A 23,594-nucleotide genomic window follows, 5' to 3' on the forward strand; every position below is an offset into this window, starting at 1 on the left:
GGCGAGTGGGCCGACCGCCACGCTCCGCCGGTGGGGACCCGGATGTCTCGGTGAGGGGCGGAAAGCCGCCGTCGCTCGCGTTCGGTCCGAGCACGTTCTCGAGCTTAGCCAGGCGACGGGTGCGCACCGAGGAGCGAGCGGCGAGGTCGCGGACGGCATCCGATGGAGCCGCCGCCAGCCGCGTCGATGCGCCGTCTTCGGCCACTTGGTCATGATCGCGCGTGTTCACTACGACCGAGCCGACAAGGGCGCTACGATCCGGTTCGTGGGTTCGCTGCGGAAGTGTTCTCGGACGGCCTGTACCAGGCCGGCCGTGACCACGCTTACGTACGTCTACGCCGACTCCACTGCCGTGCTCGGACCGCTGGCGACCTACGCGGAGCCGCACTGCTACGACCTGTGCTCGGAGCACTCCGAAAGGCTCACGGTGCCACGAGGCTGGGAAGTCATTCGGCTGGCACCCGACCCGGAGGCGCTGCGACCGTCCGCCGACGATCTCGAGGCGCTCGCCAACGCCGTTCGGGAGGCGGCCAGGCCGCAAGAGGGCACGTCTGAGGGCATGACAGAGGTCGGCCGGCGCGGTCACCTGCGTGTTCTGCGCAATCCGGACATGTAGTCGGTGAGCTCTACGGCCTCGCCGTGGAGTTGGCGCCGTGGTCGCGTGCCCGCGTCGCACCGAGCGAAGGCCGCTTCGCGGATAGGGTGAGGTGGTGCGCGATCTCGGAGCCATTGTCAAGGCGTACGACGTTCGTGGTCTGGTACCCGACGAGCTTGACGCCGGCATCGCCCGAGAGATCGGTGCGGCCTTCGCGGAGGTTCTCGGGTATCCGCGTGCGGTCGTGGTGGGCCGTGACATGCGCACGTCGTCGCCCGAGCTGGCGGCGGCGTTCACCGATGGGGTGATCCATCGTGGCGTCGACGTGATCGACCTCGGCCTGACGTCGACTGACGAGCTGTACTTCGCCAGCGGCTGGCTGGACCTGCCAGGGGCAATGATCACGGCGAGCCACAACCCTCCCCAGTACGGCGGGATCAAGGTCTGCCGGGCTGGAGCGGCCCCCATCAGCCGTGAGACGGGCCTGGAGGAGATCCGCGCGCGTGCCGAACGCGCGCTCGCTCGGCGGGGTCAGCCCGATGGCGCGGGAGGTGGTCGCCGTCTGGGCACCGTGCGGCGTCGGGACGTCCTGCCAGACTACGCCGCGTACCTTCGTCGACTTGTCGACGTCTCGCCCACGCGCCGGCTCAAGGTGGTGGTCGACGCCGGCAACGGGATGGCGGGGCTCACCGTCCCCGCTGTCTTCGCTGACCTCCAGGTGGAGCTGGTGCCGTTGTTCTTCGAGCTCGACGGCACCTTTCCGCATCACGATGCCAACCCGATCAAGCCGGAGAACCTCCGCCACCTGCAGGCCACGGTGCGCGAGACGGGCGCCGACGTGGGGCTGGCCTTCGACGGTGACGCAGACCGGTGCTGGTTCGTCGACGAGCACGGCCGGTCGGTCTCGCCGTCGACGATCACGGCCCTCATCGCCGTCCGAGAGCTGGCGCGCGAGCCCGGCGCGACGATCGTCCACAACCTCATCACCTCGCGCTCGGTACCGGAGATCGTCCGCGAGCACGGCGGTGTCCCGGTTCGCGAACGTGTGGGGCACTCCTTCATCAAGGCCACCATGGCCCGGACCGGAGCCATCTTCGGCGGCGAGCACTCGGCGCACTTCTACTTCCGAGACTTCTGGCGAGCCGATTCCGGCTTGCTGGCCGCGCTCCACGTCCTGGCGGCGCTGGGGTCACAGGACCGCCCGCTGTCAGAGCTGCTCTCCGCGTACGAGCGCTACGTGCACTCCGGAGAGATCAACAGCGTGGTGGAGGACCAGGCCAGCACCTTGGCCCGGATCAAGGACGCCTTCGTCCGCCGCGGCGGTATCAAGATCGACGAGCTGGACGGGCTGACCGTCGAGCACGACTCGTGGTGGTTCAATGTGCGGGCCTCGAACACCGAGCCGGTCCTTCGGCTCAACGCCGAGGGGACGGATCGGCCCACCATGGAGCGAATCCGCGACGAGGTACTAGACATGGTCCGGGCCGGATGAGGCACGCTCGTAGAGTCAGGGCAGCTGGTCGTGCTCAGCCATGCCGGCCGCGTAGCTGAAGGGACGTCTCCCGTGAACCTCGACCCCGCGCTCCTGGAGATCTTGGCGTGTCCCGCCTGCAAGTCGCCGCTCCGACAGGACGACCTGGCGGCCGAGCTGGTCTGCACCAACGCCGAGTGCGCGCTGGCGTACCCCGTGCGTGACGACATCCCCGTCCTGCTCGTGGAGGAGGCGCGCCAGCCCGGGCCTCCCTCTGGCGAGGAGGTGACGGGGACCGCCGTGGGAGAGTCAGGCGAGCGTCCCGAGGCACGTGAGGAGTCCGGCGCGGACGGCGCCGACGCGAGCGCGCGCACCTCAGATCGACCCGACAGTGGTGAGTGACGGGCTGGCCGCTGTGAACGCCGAACCTTTCGACGAGACCCTCCTCGACGACGAGGAGGCGCTTGCTCACGCGGACGAGACACTCAGGGCACTTGCCGAGTCCGGCGCGCGGGTGCGTCGAGAGGCGTATGCCGCGAAGCAGGTCGAGCGCGGCTTGGTCGAGCTGGACCGACCGCGAGCGGTCGTCGCCGCGGGCGCCGACGCCCGGCTGCTTCGCGCGGTGCTGGAGCCGTGGTGTCCGGTGCCGTTCGTCGCCTGGCCGGGCCCGGGTTTGCCGGGTTGGGTGGGCGCCCTCGACCTGGTCGTGGTGCTCGCGCCCACCGGCGGTGACCCGGAGACTGCGAGCGCCGTCTACGACGCGGTTCGACGGGGAAGCGCCGTGCTGCTCGCCGCGCCGGAGAACTCCCCGTTGGTCGAGGCTGGTCGTGGTCGCGACACCGTGGTGGTGCCCGCGCAGACGGGGGACCCGCTGGCGCTCGCGGTGGTCGTCCTCCAGGTGTTGCACACGCTGGGGATCGGACCGGAGCTGTCGGCGGAGACGGTCGCGAGCGCGCTCGACGAGGTGGCCTCGCGGTGCTCGCCGTTCCTGGACTTGTCCGCCAACCCGGCCAAGGACATCGCGCTGGTGCTCGCTGACGCGCTGCCGCTGCTGTGGGGTGGCTCGGTCTTGGCGGCGCGGGCGGGGCGTCGGGTGGCGGAGACCCTCCGACGCATGACGAACCGCCCCGCGCTCGCGTCGGAGGCCGACCACCTGCTGCCGGTGCTGGAGGGAGCGCCACCGCGAGACCTCTTCGCCGACCCGTTCGCCGATATCGAAAGCCCGCCGCTGCGGCCCGCGCTCCTCATCTTCGACGACGGCGCCGAGCAGCCCGTCATTCAGGAGTCCCGACAGCGGCTCCTCGACATGGCCGAGTCACGCGATGTCCGCGCCAAGATCGTGAGTTGGACCGAGGGTCCGGAGGTGGCGCGGTACGCGGCCTTGCAGGCGCTCGGCACCTATGCGGCGGTCTACCTCGCCGTGGGTCTTGGCCGCTTCCAACCGCGAACCTGACGTCAACACTTCGCCGCGAAGGAGACCATGCACCTTCTCGACAACCCGATTCGCTTCTACCCCTGGGGGTCGCGGACCGCGATTCCGGAGCTGCTCGGCGTGGAGCCGACCGGTGACCCGCAGGCGGAGCTGTGGATGGGCGCCCATCCCAGCTCGCCGTCCAGGCTGGTCGGTGACGACGCCTCGCTGCTCGAGGTCGTCCAGGCCGACCCAGCCACGCAGCTTGGGCCGGCCTGCTTGGCGGAGTTCGGGCCGCGACTGCCGTTCTTGCTCAAGGTGCTGGCGGCGGAGGAGCCGTTGTCGCTGCAAGTCCATCCCGACCCCGAGCAGGCCAGGCTGGGGTTCGAGCGGGAGAACGCCGCGGGCATCCCGCTGGATGCCCCGCACCGCAACTACAAGGACCCCCATGCCAAGCCGGAGGCGATGTGCGCGCTGACGGCGTTCGAGACGTTGGCCGGCTTTCGCCCACCGGAGCAGACCCTGGAGCTCGTCGGACTGCTGGGTGCTCCGGCGTTGGACGAGCTGGTCGCTCCCTTGCGCGTGGCTCCCGACGCCGCGGGTCTGCGCGAGGTCGTCACGAACCTGCTGACCGCCCCGGCCGACCGCCGACGCGTCCTCGTCACGCAGGTGCTGGACGCGTGCAAGCACGTCGACCACCCCGTCGCCGCCGTGCTGTCGCGGCTCGGACAGCGGTACCCCGACGACGCAGGCGTGGTCGCGGCGTTGCTGCTCAACCACGTCCGCCTGGCGCCGGGTGAGGCGCTCTATCTCCCGGCGGGCAACCTTCACGCCCATCTCGGCGGTGTCGGGGTGGAGATCCTGGCCAACTCCGACAACGTCCTGCGCGGGGGCCTCACCGGCAAGCACGTCGATGTACCCGAGCTCTTGAAGGTGCTCGACTTCACCCCCACGACGCCGGAGATCCTGCGCCCCGACCGTAACGGCGTCTACCCGACCCCGGCGAAGGAGTTCCGCCTGGCCCGCCATGACCTCACCAGCTGGGACGAGCTCCGGCTGGAGTCGACGGGTCCGCAGATCCTCCTGTGCGTGGAGGGTCAGGCGCTGGTGCGCAGCCAGACCGGCAAGGTGACCTTGACAAAAGGCCGCTCGGCCTACGCCGGCGCTCACGACGGCGTGGTGCACCTGTCCGGGCAGGGCGTGGTGTTCCAAGCCACGGCCGGCCTGGGCTGAGCAGCTCGGGGCGCGGCCTGGCCTCGAAACTCGGCGCGGCAGGATGAACGTCGACGTGTCCGGGTGGGGCCAACGGCCCCACCCAGTGAACGCCCAGTTCCGATAGAGAAGGGGCCAATGAGCGCAGAAGGGGGCATGAAGGCCGTCCTGGCCGCCTTGTTCGCCAACCTCGGCATCGCGGCGACGAAGTTCCTGGCGTTCCTGCTCACCAGGTCGTCGTCGATGCTCGCCGAGTCGATCCACTCGCTCGCTGACTCGGGCAACCAGGTGCTGCTGCTCGTGGGCAAGAAGCGGGCGGAGCGGCCGGCGACGAGCCTGCACCCGTTCGGCTACGGGCGCGAGCGCTACGTGTACTCGTTCATCGTCTCGATCGTCCTGTTCTCCGTCGGTGGGCTGTTCGCGCTGTACGAGGGCTGGCACAAGATCTCGCATCCCGAGGGCCTGGACAGCTGGCAGTGGGTCCCGGTCACCGTCCTCGTCGTCGCCATCGTCCTGGAGTCCCTCTCCTTCCGGACGGCGATCCGCGAGGCGAACCAGGTGCGCGGGAAGACATCGTGGATCAGCTTCATTCGGAGGGCGCGGAGCCCGGAGCTCCCGGTCATCCTGCTGGAGGACTTCGCCGCGCTCATGGGCCTGGTGCTCGCGCTCCTCGGTGTCTGCCTGACCCTCGCCACCGGGAACGGTATGTGGGACGGTATCGGGTCGATGGCGATCGGGGCCTTGCTCGTGGTCGTCGCGGCGGTGCTCGCGGCGGAGATGAAGAGCCTGCTGATCGGGGAGTCGGCCACACCCGAGCTGGTCGAGCGGCTCGAGCGGGCGATGCTCGCCGAGCCGCTGGTCGACCGGATCATTCACATGCGGACGCTCCACCTCGGCCCAGAGGAGCTCCTCGTGGCCGCGAAGATCGCCGTGACCTCCCACGACACCGCGGCCGAGATCGCGAAGGCGATCGACGCGGCGGAGCGACGGATGCGCGAGGCGGTGCCGTTGCGTTTGATCATCTACCTGGAGCCTGACCTGGACCGCTCGGCCGGCTCGGTGGCAGGCCAGACAGCCTGACCGGGTAGCGGCGTACCGGTCGAGGAGGGGGAAGGACACCACTGCGTCCGAGCCACCGCAGCGCGCGTTCCCGCTCGGTCTCGTCCACCCGCGTGGCGGGAAGCCGACCGAGCGCCTCACCGAGTCGCCGGACCGCGGTGGCGACGTCGGGTTCGGTCATCGCGCGAAGAGCGAAGGCCAGGGCCGCCGGGCTGACGTCGAAGCGGTCCTCGAGTTCGCGGGCGAGCTCGATGGCCCGCAGGTCCTCGGGTGTGTACTGACGGTGTGTGTTCGCGGCGCGTCCTTCTCGTCCGCGCACGCGGGGAACGAGCCCGAGCCGCTCCCGGTATCGCAGCATTCGGGGGGACATGCCGAGAGCACGCGCGGCCTCCGCGATCCGCATGGCGGTATTTTGACATTCTCGCGTCAGAAACGGCCGCCTTGGCTGTCGGTAGCGGAGAGGTGGCTCTAAGCTTCCGATTCCGGCGCTATCCGATGAAGAGGAGCACGTAGCCCATGACGTTCGATTTCAAGGTCAAAGACCTCAGCCTCGCGGAGTTCGGGCGGAAAGAGATCCAGCTCGCCGAGCACGAGATGCCCGGGCTCATGGCCCTGCGGGAGGAGTACGCCCCATCCCAGCCGCTCGCCGGGGCGAAGATCATGGGCTCGCTCCACATGACGGTGCAGACAGCCGTCCTCATCGAGACGTTGGTCGCCCTCGGCGCGCAGGTGCGCTGGGCGAGCTGCAACATCTTCTCGACCCAGGACCACGCCGCGGCCGCGGTCGTCGTAGGCCCCAACGGCACCCCCGACAACCCCGCTGGCGTCCCCGTCTTCGCGTGGAAGGGCGAGACGCTCGAGGAGTACTGGTGGTGCACCGAGCAGGCGCTGACCTGGCCGGACGGTGACGGTCCCAACATGCTCCTCGACGACGGCGGAGACGCGACCCTGCTCGTCCACAAGGGCCTGGAGTACGAGCGTCAAGGTGCCGTTCCCGACCCCTCGACGGCCGACAGCGAAGAGTGGGCGGTCGTCCTGCGCCTGCTGAAGAAGTCGATCGCCGCCGAGCCCGGTAAGTGGACGCGCATCGCGTCCGGCATCAAGGGAGTCACCGAGGAGACCACCACCGGCGTCCACCGGCTCTACGAGATGGCGAAGGCGGGCACGCTCGCGTTCCCCGCCATCAACGTCAACGACTCGGTCACCAAGTCGAAGTTCGACAACAAGTACGGCATCCGCCACTCGCTCATCGATGGCATCAACCGGGCGACCGACGTCCTCATCGGGGGCAAGGTCGCGGTCGTCTGCGGCTACGGCGACGTGGGCAAGGGTGCCGCGGAGTCGCTGCGTGGCCAGGGCGCGCGGGTCATCGTCACCGAGATCGACCCGATCTGCGCGCTCCAGGCGGCGATGGACGGCTACGAGGTGACCACGGTCGAGGACGTCGTCGAGACCGCCGACATCTTCATCACCGCCACCGGCAACTGCAACGTCATCACCGTCGACCACATGCGACGGATGAAGCACCTCGCGATCGTCGGCAACGTCGGCCACTTCGACACCGAGATCGACATGGCCGGCCTCGCCCGCGTTCCGGGCATCGAGAAGATCGAGATCAAGCCGCAGGTGCACGAGTGGCGGTTCCCGCCCGACCAGAGCGCGTCCGGTGGCCACTCGATCATCGTGCTGTCCGAGGGGCGGTTGCTCAACCTCGGCAACGCCACGGGCCACCCCAGCTTCGTCATGTCGAACAGCTTCACCAACCAGGTGATGGCCCAGATCGAGCTGTTCACCAAGACCGACCAGTACCCCGTCGGTGTCTACGTGCTGCCGAAGCACCTCGACGAGAAGGTCGCCCGTCTCCACCTCGACGCGCTCGGCGTCAAGCTGACCAAGCTGACGAAGGAGCAGGCGGCGTACATCGGCGTGGACGTCGAAGGGCCGTACAAGCCCGACCACTACCGGTACTGATCCCGTCAGGGGAGCTCCCGGCGGAGGAACCTCTCAGCTGGTTCTCTCGGGGACTCCAGGAAACACAGACGTCGCGGCGGCTGGGCTCGAGCGACGGGGCCCAGCCGCCGTCGCACGCTCACCGTCGTGTGGGGAGGCCGCCTGGAGGCAGCCCCGGAGGTAGCTGGGAGACTGGGAGAAAGGTGGGCCTGCCACGCGCAACCCACTCAGCGGGGGAGGGCAAAGCCGCCGCCAGGCGGCGTCCGTCCATCTCCCGGCTGGTCTCCGGATGGGTTCGCCTCGGGCGACTGGAAAGACGTGGTTGACGGCGGGGGAGCTGGACTGTCACGCCGTGGGCCCGGGGCGCTGTCGGGGCGCGGACCGCCGAAGGCTCGTCGACGACGCTCACCCAAGATCGCGGCGAGGTAAGCCCAGGCGGGAACCCCCTGCGGGGGAGGCGGGGATACGTACTCGGCCATCGCCGCGGCCAGCTTGGCGCCCAGGGCGTCGCGGGCCGCTGGAGCGAGGTCGTGGTAGCGGCCGAGGTAGGAGCGAGCCGAGAGCGCGAGCTGATCCGGAATCCTGGACAGGTCCGCCCGGGCGGCCCAGGACTGGAGCGGTGCGGGAACCTCGGGGATTCGCTCGATCTCACGCGGTGCGCGCTCACGGATGACGACGGTTCCGGCCAGCATGTCGCCGACCCGCTTGCCCCGCGGGTTCAGCATCGCGGCCAAGAAACCGACGCACCCGGAGCTGACGAAGAAGTCGACGAACACGCCGCTGAGGGCACGAACCAACGCGTGTCGGAAGTGCACCGGGCCACCATCGTCGCGGACGACCCGAAGGCCCAACGCGTACTTGCCGACCGTCTTCCCGCGCGTGAGGGTCTCCATCACGGTGGAGTAGCCGACGAACGTCGCGACCGCACAGGCGATGGCCAGCCCGTTGATGAGCGACTCGCTGGCGTCGTCCGCGGCGACGAACACGACCGGGACCAACAACAGGAGGAAGAGGACGATCTCCAAGGCGAGGTCGATGAAGAAGCCCAGCGCGCGGGTGCCGGGCCGCGCGTACCGCATCTCGAGGACAACGGCCTCACCTGTGACGAGCTCGCTCAACCCATGTCCTCCTGGTCCGGCGCGCGGCTGCGGGCTCCATTAGTGTGCCAGCGTGGATCTCGACGCGTACGTGGCCGCTCATCAGGAGCAGTGGAGACGCCTGGAGGCGCTCGTCGCGCGCCGTGGTCGGCTGACCGGGGCCGAGGCGGACGAGCTGGTGACGCTCTACCAGCGGGTCGCCACGCACCTGTCGGTGGTCCGGTCGAGCGCCCCGGACGCGGTCGTCGTCGAACGGCTGTCCGCGCTCGTCGCCCGCGCGCGCAGCGTGGTGGCCGGAGCGCACACCCCGATGTGGCGCGACGTCGCTCGGTTCTTCCTCGTCTCCTTCCCAGCCGCCACGTACCGGAGCGCGGTCTGGTGGGTTCCCACCGCGGTCGCGTTCTTCGCCGTCTGCTGGGCGATCGGCTGGTGGGTGGCTGGCGATCCCGACCTGCAGGCCAAGCTCGTGCCCCCGCAGGCGGTCAAGCAGCTCGTCGAGCACGACTTCGTCGACTACTACAGCTCCGAGCCCGCGGCCGAGTTCGCGTTCGGGGTCTGGACCAACAACGCGTGGATCGCGGCTGGCTGCCTCGTCCTGGGGGTGCTGCTCGGGGTTCCGGTCGTCAACATCCTCTGGCTGAACGCCCTCAATGTCGGGGTGGCTGGCGGCCTGATGTGGGCGCACGATCGAGCTGACGTCTTCTTCGGTCTCATCACCCCACACGGGTTGCTCGAGCTCACGGCGGTCCTCATCGCAGCCGGCGCTGGCCTCCGCTTGGGCTGGACCGTGGTCGACCCGGGTCCGCGACCCCGGCTGCGGGCGTTGGCGGAGACCGGTCGCGCCACGGTGGGAATGGCGCTCGGCCTGGCCGTGGTGCTGCTGGTCTCTGGCGTCATCGAGGCGTTCGTCACCCCGTCCGGGCTTCCCACGTGGGCGCGGGTCGGCATCGGCGTGGTCGCGGAGCTGGCGTTCCTCGGCTACGTCGTGGGCTTCGGGCGGCGCGCCGTTCGAGCCGGCGAGACCGGGGACGTGAGCGAGGCCGAGCGCGGCGACGTGCTTCCAACGGCCGCGTGACCCGTCGACGAGCCCACCTTTTCACCCTCTTCATCCAACACTGGTCCACTCGCCCGCCGCGCTCTGGCGGTGTGCCGGCGACGTGTGTCGTGTGACGCGGGCACCGCGCGCTGTGACCGGTGAGGCCGGAGGACCTGGCGTGTTCGCGACATGTCGCGAAGACGGCAGCGCTGAGGTGGTGACCTGTCCGTCTTCGCCGACGACCATCCCTTTCCGCAGCGACTTCGGAAAGGACTGGTATGCGGGGAAGGTTCCGGACGGCGCTCGTCGCGGCCGTCATCACGCTCGCCGCCCCGGCGGGGGCGGCGGCGACCCCCGGGACGCAGCGGTCACCGGGGGAGGTGCCGTCGACGACGGCCGACACGGCGACCGGCTCGACGACGTCCGTCACGCTCATCACCGGTGACCGGGTGGTCCTCCAGCGGGTCTCGAACGGGAAGCAGGCGGCGACCATCGAACCCGGACCCGGGCGGGAACGCGTCTCGTTCCACCAGCTCGAGCGGGACGGTGAGCTCCACATCATTCCCGCCGACGTGGTTCCCTACCTGGCCGCCGACCTGCTCGACCCGAACCTGTTCAACATCACCGCGTTGATCGAGCAGGGGTACGACGACGAGGGCGCGTCGGCGCTCCCGCTCATCCTGGGCTACCGGAACGGCGTGGACGCCGCGCGCTCGAAGAGTCGAAGCCACCTCGCGGCCGTGTCCACCGGGCCGGTCCTGGAGAGCATCAACGCCCTCGCCGTGGCGGCCGACAAAGCCACCGTGGGGACGTTCTGGGAGTCGATCGACGACGACCGCGTCTCGACGAGCTCCGCCACCACCCCCAGGTTGGCCGGCGGGATCGAACGCATCTGGCTCGACCGGCGAGTGCGCGCGACCCTGGACCGCAGCGTGCCGCAGATCGGCGCTCCGCACGCGTGGGACGCCGGGCTGGACGGCACCGGCGTCACGGTCGCCGTCCTCGACAGCGGGGTGGACGCCGACCACCCGGATCTCGCCGGAGTCGTCGTCGCCGAGAAGGACTTCACCGGCGGCTCCTCCCCCGCCGACACGTTCGGCCACGGCACGCATGTGGCGTCGATCGTGGCCGGCAGCGGCGCCGCGTCCGGCGGTGATCGTCGAGGCGTCGCGCCGGGGGCGCGAATCATCTCCGGCAAGGTCCTGGACGACACCGGCTTCGGGCTGGAGTCCTGGGTCCTGGACGGGATGGAGTGGGCGGCCGACTCCGGGGCGGACGTGGTGAACATGAGCCTCGGCGGACCGTCGACGGACGGGACCGACCCGCTGAGCCAGGCGCTGGACGCCCTCACCGAGCGGACCGGCGTGCTCTTCGTGGTCTCGGCCGGCAACAGCGGCGAGGCGGGCGAGTTCACGGTCGGCTCGCCTGGCGTGGCCACCCGAGCGCTGACGGTCGGCGCGGTCGACCGCGACGAGTCGTTGGCACCGTTCTCCAGTCGTGGGCCGCGCTGGGGCGACCTGGCCGTCAAGCCGGACATCACCGCGCCCGGCGTCGGGATCCTCGCCGCCCGGGCGGGCGGCACCGAGCTCGGTCAGCCCGACGGCGAGTACTACACGGCCCTGTCCGGCACGTCCATGGCGGCGCCGCACGTCGCAGGCGCGGCGGCGATCCTCGCCCAGCGGCACCCGGAGTGGACGGCGGACCAGCTCAAGGACGCGTTGGTGAGCACCGCCGCGCGCAACCCGTCCTTGACGGTGTTCGAGCAGGGCGGGGGGCGCGTCGACGTCGCCCGCGCCGTCCAGCAGGGCGTGTACGGCACCGGCACCCTCGACCTCGGTCTCTACCCGGACGAGCCGGACGCGCCCGAGGTTCGCAAGAAGGTGACGTACACCAACGTCACCGATCGGCCGGTGACCCTCCGGCTGGACCTCGCGCTGCGCGGCTGGACCGGTGACCTCCCCGAGGGCGCTGTCCGGCTCGATCGCTCCGAGGTCCAGCTCGCGCCGCACTCCACCCAGACCGTCACGCTGATGTTTGATCCCGACGCGGTGCCGCGAGGACGCTACGCCGGCTACCTCACCGCCACCGGGGAGGACGGCGTGGTCGTCCACACCTCGCTCGGCCTGGTGAAGGAACCGCCGCGCCACACGGTGACGATCAGCGCTGTCGGCAGGGACGGCGAGCCGACGTTCGTCAACACCGCCTTCCTGGTCGGGGAAGACCCGCGCTTCGACGTGCCGATGTTCCTCGAGAAGGGCCAGTCCCGCACCTTCGAGATCGCGGAGGGGACCTACATGGTCAGCGCCACGATCGTCGGGCAGACCCGGCCGGGCCAGGAGCAGGCGTACCAGATCGTCGATCCGGCGTTGGAAGTCGACCGTGACCGCACCATCGTCCTCGACGCGCGGAAGGCCACCGAGGTCGTCGTGCGGACGCCCGAGCCCGCCCGCCAGGAGGGCATCCTGAGCCACTACGTGTACCGGAAGTTCCCAGGCCGACAGGTCTCGATCCACACCATGCACTTCGACGTGACCGAGCGCGTCTACGTGACGCCGACGACGCGGCTGGAGGCGGACGCGTTCGAGTTCGGCACTCGATGGTCGCTGATCGCGCCCCCGCTGACCGCGCGGGTGCTTGGGCCGCACGGCGGACCGATCGACATGTACTACATGGCGACGTCGCAGGTGGTGGACGGTCAGCGCACCCTCCAGGTCGTGGACGTCGGGGAAGGTCGGCCAGCCGACTACGTCCGGCGGGACGTGCGCGGCAAGGCGGCGCTCATCCACTCCGACTGGGAGTTCGAACAGCGGGCCCGTGACGCCGCGGCGGCCGGCGCGGCGATGGCGCTGCTCATCGTCCCCGAAGGCCACCCGGCCTGGTCGAAGCTGGATCCCGTCGCGCCGTATCGTGTGCCGATCCCGGCCGTCTTCCTCCACCACGACCAAGGCGAGGAGCTGGCCCAGCTCGCCGCACGTCGCGCGGTGCGGCTCCGTGTCACCGGAGTCCCGGTGAGCCCGTACCTGTACGACGTGCTGCAGGTGTCGCGCGGCCAGGTGCCCGCGCGGGTGGTCCACACCGTGAGCCCCGCCAACTCGGCGACGGTCGAGACCACCTACCACGAGTCCGGCGGCGGCCACTGGTCGAAGGAGCAGCGGTTCGGCTGGCGGCCCTGGCAGGAGGCCGCGGTCCTGCAGTACCAGCGGGCGGTGCGCACGCCATTGACCCGGACCGAGGTCGTCAGCGCCGGCGACACCTGGTGGCAGCACCGGGTCAAGCACCGCTACAGCTGGGAGAGCATGAGCCCGCTCGGCGGAGGCATGACCGAGGAGCCTCGGACGTATCGGCCCGGCGAGCGGCTGGAGGAGCGGTGGTTCGCGCCCGTGGTCCGGCCGGCGATCCCGCGCGGCCTCGGCGGCCCCAGCTCGTACCGGGACGGCGACTCCCTCCGCATCCGGGTCCCGGCGTTCGGCGACAGCGACCCGCGGCACTACGGGTTCCCCGAGGGCGACGTGGACGTCGAGCCGGACCAGGGCAGCGCCCGCCTGTACCGCAACGGTGAGCTGCTCGCCGAGTCCGACTTCGCCTGGGACGACTACCCGGCCGGCGGCGAGGAGGGCGACTACCGACTGGACCTCACCGTGCGCCGCGAGGGTGAGGACTGGGCGTTCTCCACTCGGACGGACACGTCCTGGACCTTCCGGTCCAGCCGCCCGGCTCCAGGACAGCGCGCCCCGCTGCCGCTGCTCCAGCTGGACTACGGCATCGAGACGGACGCCCTGAACCAGGTTCGCGGTGGGCGCGCTTACGCCCTCGACATCACCGTCCGCCACCAGGAGGGACTGCCCGCGCCGGCCAAGCCGCGCGTCACGGTGTGGATCTCCTACGACGACGGCGGCACCTGGCACCAGGTCAGCACGGTGCGAGACGTGGGCCAGGGTCGCTTCCAGGCGCGGCTGCGGCTGCCGGCGAGCAAGGACACCAACGGCTTCGCCGCCCTGCGGGTGTACGCCGAGGACGGCGCCGGCGCCACCGTGACCCAGACGGTGCGACGGGCCTTCGCCGTGCGGTAGCGCGGGCGAGGACGAGCGCCCGTGGACCGAGCGGGGCACCAGGGCGGCGCCGCCGCGCCTGGTGCCCCGCGGCGCTCGATGAGGTCCGGCGTCGATGAGGTCCGGCGCTCGACATGGTCGACGGGCGGCCTCAGTCGTCCAGCCAACCCAGCCGTGCGGCCTGCCACGCGAGCTGGGTCCGGGTCTCTGCGTTCGCACGCCGCATCAGCTCGTAGATGCGGCGCTGCACGGTTCGCTGGCTCAGGCCGAGCTGGGAGGCGATCGCCTTGTCGGTGACGCCGGCGACGAGGAGGGAGAGCAAGTACCGCTCATCGTCGGCGAGCGGTCGTTCGACCGCGACCTCCCGCACCGAGCTCTGACACCTGGCGTCGCTCAGCCGCAAGGGGGAGGCTCGAGACCAGTAGCTCTCGAACAACGCGAGGAGACCGGCGAGCAGCGTGCTGTCCCGGATCAACGCCGCGGTCGGTTCACCGCGCCCGTCGGCGACGGTGACGAGCGGGCACACCGCCAGCGACCGGTCCGCGATGGCCAACCGGATCGGCAGGGAGGCGATCGTGCGGGCCAGCTCACCATGTCGGAGGCCGAGCGCGACGTTGGCGAGCATGCCGGGCTCCTCGAGCAGCGCGCGCTCGTAGATGACGCGGTAGCGAACGCCGCGGGCGAGCGCGGCGAGCTCCTCGGTGTTCTCGGTGGACGGCAACGCGACGTGCCCGGCCTTGCACAGCCAGACGATCTCCTCGCGCGCGCCGCGCTGGAGGTTCTCGAGGTGCTGGCGGATGGTCGCCTGACCGGTGATGATCTCCACCAGGTGGGCGACGTCCCGGCGGCGAACACCATGGCGGTAGTCCTCGGTGAGCCGCGCCACCTCCCCGCGGGCCCGTTCCAACTCTTCCTGGCTACGCAGCAGAAGGGGAGCGAACGCCACGTCCGGCGGCGTCGGCGCGTACCGCGGCGGGCTCCCGGACAGGCGGCTCACCAGACCCTTGGCCCTCAGGGCTTCCAGGATGCTGACGGCATTGTCGGTCGCCAGGCTCAGCCGTTCCGCGATCCGGTCCGGGCAGCCGTCGAACGTCTCGACCAGCAGCCGGTACACCCGCTCCTCGTCCGGCTCGATGCCGACGGCCTCGAGCATGCTTGCCCTCCCGTGACACGTGGTCGACGCGCGACCATGGACAGCCGCGCATCGGTCCCGCGCGGATTCTCCTGGCCGGCGTCGGCGAGCTCGAGCCTGTCTCGCTCTCCGGGCACGCGGGGCACGGACCGAGCGCCCGATCGCGGGGCTAGAGCCGACCCGCCTTCTTCAGAGCCAGGTAGGTGTCAGCGAGCGCGGGCGCGACCCGGTCCGGTGGCTCGTCGACCACGGTGACGCCGAGCCGTTCCAACAGCCCGGTGATGCGACGGCGTTCCGCCAGCGCCCGCTCAGCCGCCGCCGCCGCGTACACCGCCTGTGCGTCGCCGCGCCCGTGGCGCATCTCCTCGACCCGTGGGTCGGCGACCGCGGCGAGGCAGACCACGTGACGACGGGTCAGCGGTCTCAGGACGGGGAGCAGGCCTTCCTCGATGACGGCGGCGTCCAACCCGGTCAGCAGGACCACGAGCGAACGCTGGGTGGCGCGGAGCGCGATCGCGGTCGCCAGTCCTCGGTGGTCGGTTTCGACGAGTGCGCTGTCGACCGTCGCGAGCGCCGAGGTGAGTCGGGGGAGGACGTCGTTCGGTCCGGTGCGGCTCACATCCGCCCGGATGGTGCGGTCGTAGGCGAGCAGATCGACCCGGTCGCCGGCCCGGCTGGCGAGCGCGGCCAGCAGCAAGGCGGCGTCCATCGCGTGGTCGAGTCGCGGCGCGTCACCGACTCGACCCGCTGACGTCCGCCCGGTGTCGAGGACGATGAGGACGTGACGGTCGCGCTCCGGGCGCCAGGTGCGTACGACGACGCCCTGGTGGCGCGCGGTGGCCCGCCAGTCGATGGAGCGGACGTCGTCGCCGACCACGTAGTCGCGGAGCGAGTCGAACTCGGTGCCTTGGCCCCGGACCAGGACGCTGGTCCGGCCGTCGAGCTCGCGGAGACGGGCGAGGCGGGACGGCAGGTGCTTGCGTGCCTCGAACGGCGGAAGCGCCCGCACGGTCCACGGAACGTGGTGAGAGCTCTGTCGGGCGGCCAGACCCAACGGACCCACCGCGCGCACCGTCACCCGGTCCGCGTGCCGGTCACCGCGGCGCGTGGGGCGAAGCACGGTCGTGACTCGACGTCGCCCGCCCGCGGGGACGTCAACAGGGTGCCGCTGGCTCGCCGCCCCGGCCGACGGGGGCCAGGCGTCCCGGAGCTGCCCCCGCACCCGACGCCGACCGTGGTTGGTGACGAGGAGGGAGACCCGCGCCTCGCCGCCCAGGCGAACCATCGTCATCCCGGCCACCGAGCGCTCGCCCGACCCGGCGGTGTCCTCGCGGGTGAACGAGAGGGACCGCGGTGATCCGGCGAGCGCGAGGTCGAGGAGAGCGAGGCCGAGCACGACACCGGTGACGGTGACGACGCCGAGGGGGGACGGAGCGAGGAACGCGACGACGAGTGCGCCCGCGAAGGCGAGCAGCGCGGTCCGGACGGTGAGCGCCATGGTCGCGTCTACCGAGGGACGGGGACGCTGGCCAGGATGCCCTCGATCACACCGTCGGCGGAGACGCCCTCCAGCTCGGCCTCGGGCCGGAGCTCCACTCGGTGGCGCAGGGTCGGCAGGGCCAGGGCCTTGACGTCGTCGGGTGTGACGTAGTCGCGGCCGGAGAGCCACGCCCACGCTCGTGCGGCGCGCATGAGCGCGGTCGCGCCACGCGGTGAGACGCCGAGTCGTAGCGAGGGCGACTCCCGCGTCGCGCGGCACACGTCGACGGCGTACCCGATCACCTCCGGGCGGACGGCCGTTCGCTCGACGGCCGCCTGGGCGGCGGCGAGCGTCTCGGGCCCGGCGACCGGTTGCACGCCGGCTGCGCTCAGGTCGCGGGGGTCGAACCCGGCGGCGTGCCGAGTGAGGACAGCCACCTCCTCCTCGCGGCTGGGGAGGGTGAGCTGGAGCTTGAGGAGGAACCGGTCGAGCTGGGCCTCGGGGAGTGGGTAGGTGCCTTCGTACTCGATGGGGTTCTGGGTCGCCGCGACGACGAAGGGCTCGGGTAGCGCCCGCGCGACGCCGTCGACGGACACCTGACGCTCCTCCATCGCCTCCAAGAGGGCGGCCTGTGTCTTGGGCGGGGTGCGGTTGATCTCGTCGGCCAAGAGGAGCTGGGTGAAGACCGGACCCTCGCGAAACTCGAACGCCGCGGTGCGGGTGTCGTAGACCAGCGAGCCGATGACGTCACCGGGCATGAGGTCCGGCGTGAACTGGACGCGCTTGGTGTCGAGTCGCAGGCTCGCCGCCAAAGCCCGGACGAGGAGGGTCTTGGCGACGCCCGGGACACCTTCGAGGAGGACGTGACCGCGGCACAACAGCGCGATCAACAGTCCGGTGACGGCGGCGTCCTGGCCCACGACCGCCTTGGCGACCTCCTGTCGAACGGCGACGAGCGCCTGCCGCGCCTCGTCGGCGGACGGGAGGGCGGGGTCGAACATGGTCGCCCGGTCGATCACGATCGGCGTACCTCCTGCTCCAAGGTGTCGAGGTCATCGGCGAGGCGGACGAGGGCCGCGTCGTCGGTGACGGCGTGGTGGACGGTGCTCGGCGGCGTCGTGGGACGGCTCGACTCGCCGGTGGTCTCGTCGACGGTGCCGCCCAGCAGGCGCGCGACCTCCGTCGGTGGACGACCGGTGCGAGCGGCGGCGGCCCTCGCCACCGCGTCGAGGTCCGCCTGCCGGGGCAGACCCAACAGGGTCGTCAGCCTGGCCCTGGTGGCGCCCCGCAGCGCGGCGGCCGCCCGGTCGCGGGCTCGGGCCCGATGGTAGAGGCGGGCCAGACCCTCGACCGTCTCGGAGGCCCGGACGACGACGGGAAGGGGCTCGGTCACGACGGGGCCGAGCCGGCGTGCTCGGGCGAGCATGAGGAGAGCGATGGCGACCACGCCTTGCGCGAGAGCGAAGCGGAGCGGCTCGGGCAGGAGGTCCAGGACGTCGGGAGGCTGCTCCGGGCTTGCGGACCCCGGCGTCGGCAGGTCGGCGGGCGAGGGGACGTACCACACCAGCTGTTCTCGTGACCCGAGCAGGTTCAGCGCGAGCGCGGCATTGCCCTCCTCGGCGAGGTGGGCGTTGGTGAACGACGAGGCGCTTCCGACCGCGTCGACGATGCGGGTTCGCGTCGACCCGGGGATGGGAGCGTCGGACAGGCGGACGAGAGCGCCACGCGTGCCGTCGCCGTAGCAGACGACCGCGCGGGAGGCCGCGGGGGCCCGATAGGTCGATCCCTCGGTCCGAACGCTGCCGGCCCGTGTGGCCGCACGCAGAGCGCACCCGGGTTCGCGTGTACGGGGGAAGGCGTCGCCAGCGGGCACGACGTCAGGGGCGAAGACCGTCAAGGCGTCCTCGTCAGGCTCGAGGAGGACGACGTGCGGTGACGGTGCACGAGCGAGCGTCCGCAGCTGAGCGTCGGTCAGCATCGAGGGATGCGTGACCACGAGGGTGGTGTCGTCGTCCAGCCGGTCCAGGGTGCTGGCCAGCGTGCGCGTGCGGGTGACGTCAACGCCGCGGTCCTCGAGCAGGACGGCGAGTGCCCGCGTGCCCGGCCGTTGGGCGGACTGCGGATCCAAGGGACCCCCGCTGGAGCGGCCCTGGAGGACCGCGAGCGTGATGCCGCCGAGCACGATGACGAGCGCGATGGCGACGGGGACCCGCCACCGTCGCCATCGCTCGACGACTCCAGGATCGGCCGACCAGCTGGTCATGAGGTGCTCACCACCGCCGTCCGGCGAATCCGGCGGACGGCCTCGTCGGCCGCCCGCACGCGCGCGTCGGCTTCCCGCGTAGCCCGTCGGCCGCCGTAGCAGACGTCGTTGAACGTCCGCGCCGCCGCGCGCAGAGGCTCGGCCGTGTCGGGGGCGACGGCCGCCACCTCTCGGGCGAGCTCGTCGGCGGTGCGGGCGGGGCGCTCGTCGAGGATGGCGCGTTCCTCCAGATCGCGGGCCAGGGCGCGGAAGCGTTCCCGGACGGCGGTGGCGTAGTCGCCGCGTGCTGCCGCGGCGTCCGCGGCGGCCCGGTACTCCCCCGCCGTCCGGATCCGAGCCTCAGCGAAGACCGCCGGCGGGGACGTGGCGCCGCTTCGAGCCAGGGCGCCGGCTCGCCAGCGGATGACCACTGCCACGAGAACGAGGAAGAGGAGCAGGGCGAGCAACCCCCACCAGCCGCCCGGTGACAGCGACGCGATGGTCCCGAGCAGCTCGAGGAGTTCCCAGTACAGCCAGCGCAAGAGCCGGGAGATGACGCCGGGCTCGTCCCGGTGGTAGATGGCCTTGGCGAGCTCGTCCCGGGCGGCGCGGGCCGCCTCCTCGCGGCCCACGTCGACAGGTGGTTGGGCGAGCGCCGCGACGGCGGACAACGCCTCGCGAGCCGGAGCGAGCCTCGTCGCGCACAGCGCTGTCACGGCTGCTGTCCAGCTCTCGTCAGTTCAGGGCTCATCGCGTGCTCGTCGACCTCACCGCGTCGTCCACACGGTTCCGGAGTGGTGCCCGGCAGCGGCCTGGGCGAGCTCGATGTCGAGGCCCTCCTTCCGCATGCGTGCGTCGACGTACAGGAGCGCGTTGACGCCGGAGAGGAACGCGACCTGGAGGACGGCTGAGGCGACGTAGCCGATGCTCATGATGGCGAGCGGCAGAAGGCCGTACTCGAGCGAGAACGGGTCCGCGGTGGTCGCCTCGTCGATGCCGGCCCCGACGCCAGCGGAGAGAAAGCTGAACGCCGTCTGGACCACCGTCCCGACGATGCCGGCGATGATGCTCGCGACCAGCAGGGTGCCGAACGTGCGTCCGGTACGCCCCTTGATGAGAGTCCAGGAACGCTGGAGTGCCGCCACGATGCCCAGGCGTTGAGGTGCTTCACCGGGGTGCTGCGGTGGCCTGATCTCCAGCACGAGCGCGGGCACGGCCGCGGCGGTGCGGGCCCAGACCACGATCCCGCCCCAGATCCCCACGCCGAGCGCCGCGAGAAGCAGGACAACCCCCAGTCCCACCTGGATAGCGAAGCCGAACGCCACCACGACGATGAGGAGGATGATGGCGAGGGCGACGGTGAGCCCGAGCACGAGGCTGAGCCCGAGCAGCCGAGGGAGATGAGGCCGGCACCCGTCCCACGCCTCGCGGACGGTCATCGACTGGCCGAGGACGCCCCGGGCGACCGTGACCGTGATCATGCCGGTGAGGATGATGCCACCGATCCAGCTGGCCAGGAGAACTCCGATCGTCGCCGCGAAGACGCCGAGCCACGCGGCGTCGCTCATCCGCGCGATCTCCTCGGGGGTGGCGTTGGCGAAGGACGTGAGGCCGGCGACGGAGAACGCGAGAAAGCTCAAGAGGGTGACGGCGGTCATGACGATCGCCGACATCCCGAGCATGATCTTGGGATAGCGCTGGATGGTCGTGAAAGCGCCGTCGATGAGCTCGCCGAGGTTGAGCGGGCGGAGCGGCACGACGCCTGGCTTGGGCGCCTGCGGCGCGCCCCAGCCTCCGCCGCTCCACTGGGGCGAGGTGTGCCAACCGCCGGCCTGGCCACCCCACCCGCTCGCCGGCTGACCCGACCACTGGGGTCCCGATGGCCCCGCCGGACCCGCCGGTGCGGCGGAGCCCCAGGCAGGTCCGGCCGCGTGACCGCCGGGGTGGACGCCAGGCGGCATGGCTCCCGGCCCGGATGCTGAGCCAGGGCCGGCACCCGCCGCTGGCGTCGGGTTCGCACCCCAACCGGTCCCCTGCTCGGTGGAGTCGCCGGATCCCGACCAACCGGTCGGCGGAGTCCAGCCGCTGCCCGGTTGCGATCCGGACGGGCTCCCAGCGTCAGTCATCTCACACCTCGCGTCAGATCCGGACGGTCCCCGATCCGCCCATCGATGGCCGGATCGCGAAGGCCTCAGGGGCGTGTCGGGCCATCGTGCCATGGCCGGTGGGACGATGGGCACATGAAAGGTCGCATTCTGATCGTCGACGACGACCCGGCACTGTCGGAGATGCTAGGGATCGTCCTGCGCAACGAGAACATGGAGGCGCTGTTCTGCGACTCCGGGGAGGCGGCGCTCGCCAAGGTGCGCGAGACGAAGCCTGACGTGGTCCTGCTCGACCTCATGCTCCCCGGCAAGGACGGCATCGAGGTGTGCCGGGAGATCCGTGCCGAGTCGGATGTCCCCATCGTCATGCTGACCGCGAAGACGGACACCGTCGACGTCGTGCTCGGCCTGGAGTCGGGTGCCGATGACTACGTCGTCAAGCCGTTCAAGCCGAAGGAGCTCGTGGCCCGCATCCGGGCCCGGTTGCGGCGGGTCGACCAGGCGATCCCCGAGACCTTGCGCATCGGGGACCTGGTGATCGACGTGCCGGGTCACTCGGTGAAGCGGGACGGCGTACCGATTCCGCTCACCCCGCTGGAGTTCGACCTGCTCGTGTGCCTGGCCCGCAAGCCCTGGCAGGTCTTCAACCGGGAGGAACTACTCGAGCAGGTCTGGGGCTACCGCCACGCGGCTGACACCCGACTGGTCAACGTCCACGTGCAGCGGTTGCGAAGCAAGATCGAGAAGGACCCGGAACACCCGCAGATCGTCGTCACAGTTCGGGGCGTGGGGTACAAGGCCGGACCGCCGTGATGAGGCGTGTTCATCCGGGTTCGACTGACCCGGGCGCGGCGGCGCCCGGGGAGCCGCACGCTGGTGCGCCCGGGTGGCGTCGGCGAGGCGAGGAGCCGGCCTCGTCACCGGCGTCTCCCATCGCTTAGAGTCTGGTCCTCACCTACCCAGCCCCCGGGACGACTCGGCACTCCTCGGTCCGAGCCGCGCTCTCGGACCCGACGGCGCGGACGCCGAGGACGGAGCTGTCGAGGTCGTCGACCTTCGTCGAGTGGTGACGCTCTCCCTGACCCCACGTCCGGACACATGCGGATCATCAGCGCGGTGCTCGCACCGCCCCAGCGCCTCGCCAGGCGGGTCGTCGCCGTCTGGCGGCGTTCCCTGCAGGTGCGGGTGGTCACCGGCACGCTCGTGCTGTCCGCGGTGGTCACCGCGTTCGCGGGGTGGATCCTGCTCCGCCAGGTGACCGAAGGACTCCTCGACGCGAAGATCGCCGCGTCGTTGGCGGAGGCCTCCGCTGGGTTCCGGACCGCCCAAGCGGCGATCGACGCCGCCGAGCCGACAGGCGACCCGAGCGAGCTCACCACGCAGCTGGCGGAGGACATCGCCTCGCGGGGCGCTTCCGGCGGTCTCTACGACGTCGTCCTGGACGTGATCCCGACCGAGGGCGGCTTCCGGACGGTCGCGCGGTCCAGCCGGCGCACGGTCTTGAGCTCGAGCGTTCCGGACGGGCTCCGGCAGCGGGTGCGCGAAGACGAGATCGCCTACCAGTACACCCTGATCCACCGGGGCGGCGGGGAGACCTCGCCCGGGCTGGCGGTGGGCTCCAGGCTGCGGGAGCCGCGTAGCGGGGCGGCGCTCGACCTGTACTACCTGTTCGACCTCCAGCAGCAACAGCAGGTCCTCACCCTGCTCACCCGGTCGTTGGTCGCGGTGGGAGCGCTGATCGTCGCGCTCCTGGGGGGTGTGGCGTGGTTCGTCACCCGGCAGGTCGTCACGCCGGTGCGACAGGCGCGCCAGGTGGCCGAGCGTCTCGCCGCCGGTCTGCTCGACCAGCGTATGCAGGTCCGGGGCGAGGACGACCTGGCGCGCCTCGCGACGTCGTTCAACCAGATGGCGGCGAGCCTGCAGCGTCAGATCCGGCAGCTGGAGGAGCTCTCCCGCGTGCAGCGCCGCTTCGTCTCCGACGTCTCCCACGAGCTGCGGACTCCGCTCACCACCGTCCGCATGGCGGCCGACGTCCTCCACGAGTCCCGGAGCGAGTTCCCGCCCGCCACGGCCCGCGCCGCGGAGCTGCTGCAGACCGAGCTCGACCGCTTCGAGGCGCTGCTCAGCGACCTGCTGGAGATCAGCCGGTTCGACGCCCACGCCGCCAGCCTCGAGCTGGAGGACGTCGACCTGCGCGACGTGGCGCGTCGGGTCGTCGAGGCTGCCCGGCCACTCGCCGCCCGCAAGGGCAGTGAGATCGACCTGCGCCTGCCGGCCGAGCCCAGCGTGGCCCAGGTCGACTACCGCCGGATCGAACGGGTGCTGCGCAACCTCGTCGTCAACGCCATCGAGTACGGCGAGGGACGGGACATCATCGTCCGCGTGGCGGCCGACGAGTCGGCGGCCGCCGTCTCGGTGCGCGACTTCGGCATCGGGCTCAAGCCCGGTGAGGCCGCCATGGTCTTCGAGCGCTTCTGGCGAGCCGACCCCGCTCGAGCCCGCACCACCGGCGGAACTGGCCTGGGCTTGGCGATCGCGATGGAGGACGTCCTCTTGCACGGCGGCTGGTTGCAGGCGTGGGGTGAGCCGCAGCGAGGCGCACACTTCCGGATGACGCTGCCGCGCAAGGCGAAGGCGCCGCTCGATCACTCACCCATTCCGCTCGTCCCCGACGAGAGCGGCACGGTCGACGCGGACCACGCCGGCGTGCAACCGCACGAATCCGCTGCCCTCCCGGGCTCGGGACAGCCGTAGG

General features: G+C 71.2%; 19 protein-coding genes. 11 read left to right on the top strand and 8 right to left on the bottom strand.

The genetic code is table 11. The annotated features are described in order from the left end of the window. Window positions 1–265: 265 nt before the first annotated feature. The 6 genes from DFJ64_RS14675 (at window position 266) to DFJ64_RS14700 (ending at window position 5,769) form a co-directional block, all read left to right on the top strand. Window positions 266–616, top strand: a complete 351-nt coding sequence (locus DFJ64_RS14675; protein ID WP_115852113.1) for a DUF3499 domain-containing protein — start codon at window positions 266–268, stop codon at window positions 614–616. Between the two features lie 94 nt (window positions 617–710). Further along, window positions 711–2,087, top strand: a complete 1,377-nt coding sequence (locus tag DFJ64_RS14680) for a phosphomannomutase/phosphoglucomutase (protein ID WP_115850968.1) — start codon at window positions 711–713, stop codon at window positions 2,085–2,087. A gap of 72 nt (window positions 2,088–2,159) precedes the next feature. After that, a complete protein-coding gene (locus tag DFJ64_RS20245; protein ID WP_115850969.1) occupies window positions 2,160–2,468 on the top strand; it encodes a Trm112 family protein in 309 nt (102 codons plus the stop codon). Then, window positions 2,461–3,519 (top strand): SIS domain-containing protein, encoded by a 1,059-nt coding sequence (locus tag DFJ64_RS14690; RefSeq protein WP_245941142.1) that lies wholly within the window; start codon window positions 2,461–2,463, stop codon window positions 3,517–3,519. The genes DFJ64_RS20245 and DFJ64_RS14690 overlap by 8 nt, the downstream gene beginning before the upstream one ends. A 27-nt stretch (window positions 3,520–3,546) precedes the next feature. Beyond that, window positions 3,547–4,710 (top strand): mannose-6-phosphate isomerase, class I, encoded by a 1,164-nt coding sequence (gene manA, locus DFJ64_RS14695; RefSeq protein ID WP_115850970.1) that lies wholly within the window; start codon window positions 3,547–3,549, stop codon window positions 4,708–4,710. A gap of 117 nt (window positions 4,711–4,827) precedes the next feature. Further along, window positions 4,828–5,769 (top strand): cation diffusion facilitator family transporter, encoded by a 942-nt coding sequence (locus DFJ64_RS14700; RefSeq protein WP_115850971.1) that lies wholly within the window; start codon window positions 4,828–4,830, stop codon window positions 5,767–5,769. Here the strand turns inward: DFJ64_RS14700 and DFJ64_RS14705 are convergent. Continuing rightward, window positions 5,708–6,151 carry a MerR family transcriptional regulator gene (locus DFJ64_RS14705; protein WP_115850972.1) on the bottom strand — a complete coding sequence of 148 codons (444 nt, stop codon included), beginning with the start codon at window positions 6,149–6,151 and terminating at the stop codon, window positions 5,708–5,710. The two genes, DFJ64_RS14700 and DFJ64_RS14705, sit on opposite strands and share 62 nt — an antisense overlap. A 113-nt stretch (window positions 6,152–6,264) precedes the next feature. Between DFJ64_RS14705 and ahcY the strand changes: the two genes are divergently transcribed. Then, on the top strand, window positions 6,265–7,719 hold the full coding sequence (gene ahcY, locus DFJ64_RS14710) for an adenosylhomocysteinase (RefSeq protein ID WP_115850973.1): 1,455 nt from the start codon (window positions 6,265–6,267) through the stop codon (window positions 7,717–7,719). A 206-nt stretch (window positions 7,720–7,925) separates the two neighbouring features. Here the strand turns inward: ahcY and DFJ64_RS14715 are convergent, their stop codons facing one another. After that, window positions 7,926–8,816: an RDD family protein gene (locus DFJ64_RS14715; RefSeq protein ID WP_115850974.1), complete on the bottom strand. Its 891-nt coding sequence runs from the start codon at window positions 8,814–8,816 to the stop codon at window positions 7,926–7,928. Between the two features lie 52 nt (window positions 8,817–8,868). Between DFJ64_RS14715 and DFJ64_RS14720 the strand changes: the two genes are divergently transcribed. Both DFJ64_RS14720 and DFJ64_RS14725 read left to right on the top strand, forming a co-directional pair. Then, window positions 8,869–9,870, top strand: a complete 1,002-nt coding sequence (locus DFJ64_RS14720; protein WP_115850975.1) for a stage II sporulation protein M — start codon at window positions 8,869–8,871, stop codon at window positions 9,868–9,870. A gap of 239 nt (window positions 9,871–10,109) precedes the next feature. Further along, window positions 10,110–13,901: a S8 family serine peptidase gene (locus tag DFJ64_RS14725; protein WP_115850976.1), complete on the top strand. Its 3,792-nt coding sequence runs from the start codon at window positions 10,110–10,112 to the stop codon at window positions 13,899–13,901. Window positions 13,902–14,031: 130 nt separating this feature from the next. On the opposite strand, the gene DFJ64_RS14730 is transcribed toward DFJ64_RS14725, so the two are convergent. The 6 genes from DFJ64_RS14730 to DFJ64_RS14755 all read right to left on the bottom strand — a co-directional run bounded on the left by DFJ64_RS14730 (window position 14,032) and on the right by DFJ64_RS14755 (window position 20,860). Continuing rightward, a complete protein-coding gene (locus DFJ64_RS14730; protein WP_115850977.1) occupies window positions 14,032–15,033 on the bottom strand; it encodes a helix-turn-helix transcriptional regulator in 1,002 nt (333 codons plus the stop codon). 148 nt (window positions 15,034–15,181) lie between these two features. Beyond that, entirely contained in the window at window positions 15,182–16,510 is a 1,329-nt protein-coding gene (locus DFJ64_RS14735; protein ID WP_115850978.1) for a DUF58 domain-containing protein, read from the bottom strand. Between the two features lie 8 nt (window positions 16,511–16,518). After that, window positions 16,519–17,493 carry an AAA family ATPase gene (locus tag DFJ64_RS14740; protein WP_115852115.1) on the bottom strand — a complete coding sequence of 325 codons (975 nt, stop codon included), beginning with the start codon at window positions 17,491–17,493 and terminating at the stop codon, window positions 16,519–16,521. 14 nt (window positions 17,494–17,507) lie between these two features. Beyond that, window positions 17,508–18,755 carry a DUF4350 domain-containing protein gene (locus DFJ64_RS14745; protein WP_115850979.1) on the bottom strand — a complete coding sequence of 416 codons (1,248 nt, stop codon included), beginning with the start codon at window positions 18,753–18,755 and terminating at the stop codon, window positions 17,508–17,510. Further along, window positions 18,752–19,450, bottom strand: a complete 699-nt coding sequence (locus tag DFJ64_RS14750; protein ID WP_115850980.1) for a DUF4129 domain-containing protein — start codon at window positions 19,448–19,450, stop codon at window positions 18,752–18,754. Before DFJ64_RS14750 ends, DFJ64_RS14745 begins: the two co-directional genes overlap by 4 nt. Before the next feature lie 51 nt (window positions 19,451–19,501). Then, entirely contained in the window at window positions 19,502–20,860 is a 1,359-nt protein-coding gene (locus DFJ64_RS14755; RefSeq protein ID WP_147304718.1) for a hypothetical protein, read from the bottom strand. A 114-nt stretch (window positions 20,861–20,974) separates the two neighbouring features. Between DFJ64_RS14755 and mtrA the strand changes: the two genes are divergently transcribed. Then, on the top strand, window positions 20,975–21,652 hold the full coding sequence (mtrA, locus tag DFJ64_RS14760) for an MtrAB system response regulator MtrA (RefSeq protein ID WP_115850982.1): 678 nt from the start codon (window positions 20,975–20,977) through the stop codon (window positions 21,650–21,652). Between the two features lie 285 nt (window positions 21,653–21,937). Next, a complete protein-coding gene (gene mtrB, locus DFJ64_RS14765; RefSeq protein WP_115850983.1) occupies window positions 21,938–23,593 on the top strand; it encodes an MtrAB system histidine kinase MtrB in 1,656 nt (551 codons plus the stop codon). The last annotated feature ends 1 nt before the right edge of the window (window position 23,594 follow it).

This window comes from Thermasporomyces composti, from assembly GCF_003386795.1.
GTDB classification, from domain to species: Bacteria; Actinomycetota; Actinomycetes; order Propionibacteriales; family Actinopolymorphaceae; genus Thermasporomyces; species Thermasporomyces composti.